Genomic DNA, 2085 nt, shown 5'->3' with positions numbered 1-2085 from the left:
GCGGGCGCCGGGGGCGCGGGGGGCGCCGGCGGCGCGGCTGAGGTGGGTCCGGAATCGGGCTGGGGGGCGTCGGGGCGGTCGACCCAGTAGTCCCAACCGGGCGGGGCCGGTGGCCACGACGGGTCGGGAGCCCAGGTGGAGTCGGGTCGGAATCCCGGGGGCACCTGCCAACCCGGAGGCGGGTTGAAGCGCACGGGCATGGTTGCTCCTTCGATACGGTCGGCCCCACTATCGGCCATGCGGGCGGGTCGGCGCCAGAACCAGCGGGCCGATCGGACATTTCCCCCCGCGTGTGGGAGCGACAGTAGCGCGCTCGTGTCGGAGGTCACTGGTAGACCTGGGGGCATGTTCCTCCTGGAGCGTGAAGATGCCAGCACCCTCGTGTACTCGGCCAGCGACCTCGTGATCGCGGGCGAGTGCGAGTTCCGCCTGCTCAGACGTCTCGACGAGCTCCTGGGTCGCAGCCCGCGCCGGGTGCGGGAGGAGGACCAGATGCTCGCCCGCACGGCGGCCCTGGGCGAGGACCACGAACGCCGCGTCCTGGCGGGCCACCTGGCCGCCTTCGGCCCGGCCGACGACGAGCGGCCCGGCGGCGTGGTGGAGGTCGCGCCCGCGCGCCGGATGTCACGGGACGAGCTGCTCGACGCGCACTCGCGCACCCTGGCCGCGCTCGAGCGGGGCGCCGACGTCGTCTACCAGGCCTCGTTCTTCGACGGGCGGTTCCACGGCCGGGCCGACTTCCTGGTGCGCGACCCCCTGGGCGCGGGGCTCCGGTACGCCGTGCACGACTCGAAGCTCGCGCGCCGCACCAAGGTGCGCGCCCTGCTCCAGCTCGCCGCCTACGCGGACCAGCTCCTGGCGGCGCGGGTCGACCCGACCGACGAGGTGCACCTGGTGCTCGGCACGGGAGAGACCACCTCGCACCGGCTGGCCGACCTGCTGCCCGTCTTCCGCAAACGGCGCTCCCGGCTCACCGAGGTGCTCGACACCCACGTAGCCGACGCCGGCCCGGTGCGCTGGCAGGACGACCGCTACCTGGCCTGCGGCCGCCTGCGCGACTGCCCGGACTGCGCCGAGGCCGCCCAGCAGAGCCGCGACGTGCTGCTCGTCGGCGGGGTGTACGGGTCGCAGCGGGCGCGGCTCTCCACCGCCGGTATCACCACCATCGACGACCTCGCGTCCGCCGAGGCCCCGCCCGACGGCATGGCCCCCGGCCGCTTCGAGGGCCTGCGCGCCCAGGCGCGCCTCCAGCTCGGCCTGGACGAGGGCGACGGCTCGGTGGCACTCGACCACCTGCCCGACGGCGTCGACCCGGACGGGCCCGACGCGCGCCTGCGCTGGCAGCTCGTGGCGACCGAGGCCATCGACGGGCTGCCGGCGCCGAGCCCCGGCGACGTCTTCTTCGACTTCGAGGGCGACCCGCTGTGGGAGGCGGCCCGGCTGCCCGGCGACGACCAGGCGCCGGCCATGGGCCTCGACTACCTCTTCGGCTGGGTCGAGCGACCTGGCCCGGACGACGGCACCCCGCCGTTCCACGGGCTCTGGGCCGACGACCTGGCGGCCGAGCGCGACGCTCTCGTGAGGTTCGTCGACTACCTGAGCGCCCGTCGTGAGACCTATCCCGACCTGCACGTCTATCACTACGCCGCCTACGAGAAGACGCACCTGCTCTCGATCGCGGCGCGCCACGGCGTCTACGAGGACGAGGTGGACCAGCTGCTGCGCGACGGGGTGCTCGTGGACCTCTACGCGGTGGTCCGCTCCTGCCTGCGCATCTCCAACCGGTCCAAGTCCATCAAGAAGCTCGAACCCCTCTACATGCAGGACGATCCGGCGCGCGAGGGCGTCACCAGCGCGACGGCGTCGGTCACCGAGTACGCGGAGTACGCGAAGCTCGCCGCCGACGGGGACGAGCGGGCGGCGGCGCTGCGGCAGCGCATCCTCGACTACAACGAGTACGACTGCCGCTCGACGCTGCGGCTGCTCGACTGGCTGCGCTGGGCGCGCGGCGCGGTGGGTCCGGAGGTCACGGCCTACGCGGTCGCCTCGCCGGGGGCAGGCGATGCCGCCGGGGTCGGGGCGAGC

1 protein-coding gene is annotated in these 2085 nt (G+C 74.3%); it reads left to right on the top strand.

The features are described 5' to 3' along the window. Positions 1 to 345: 345 nt before the first annotated feature. Positions 346 to 2085 (top strand): TM0106 family RecB-like putative nuclease (locus PROKR_RS28985; protein ID WP_157602860.1); only part of this gene is annotated, 1740 nt, incomplete at its 3' end.

The organism is Promicromonospora kroppenstedtii DSM 19349, from assembly GCF_000515355.1.
GTDB classification, from domain to species: domain Bacteria; phylum Actinomycetota; class Actinomycetes; order Actinomycetales; family Cellulomonadaceae; genus Promicromonospora; species Promicromonospora kroppenstedtii.
This window is presented reverse-complemented; position numbering and strand designations above follow the sequence as displayed.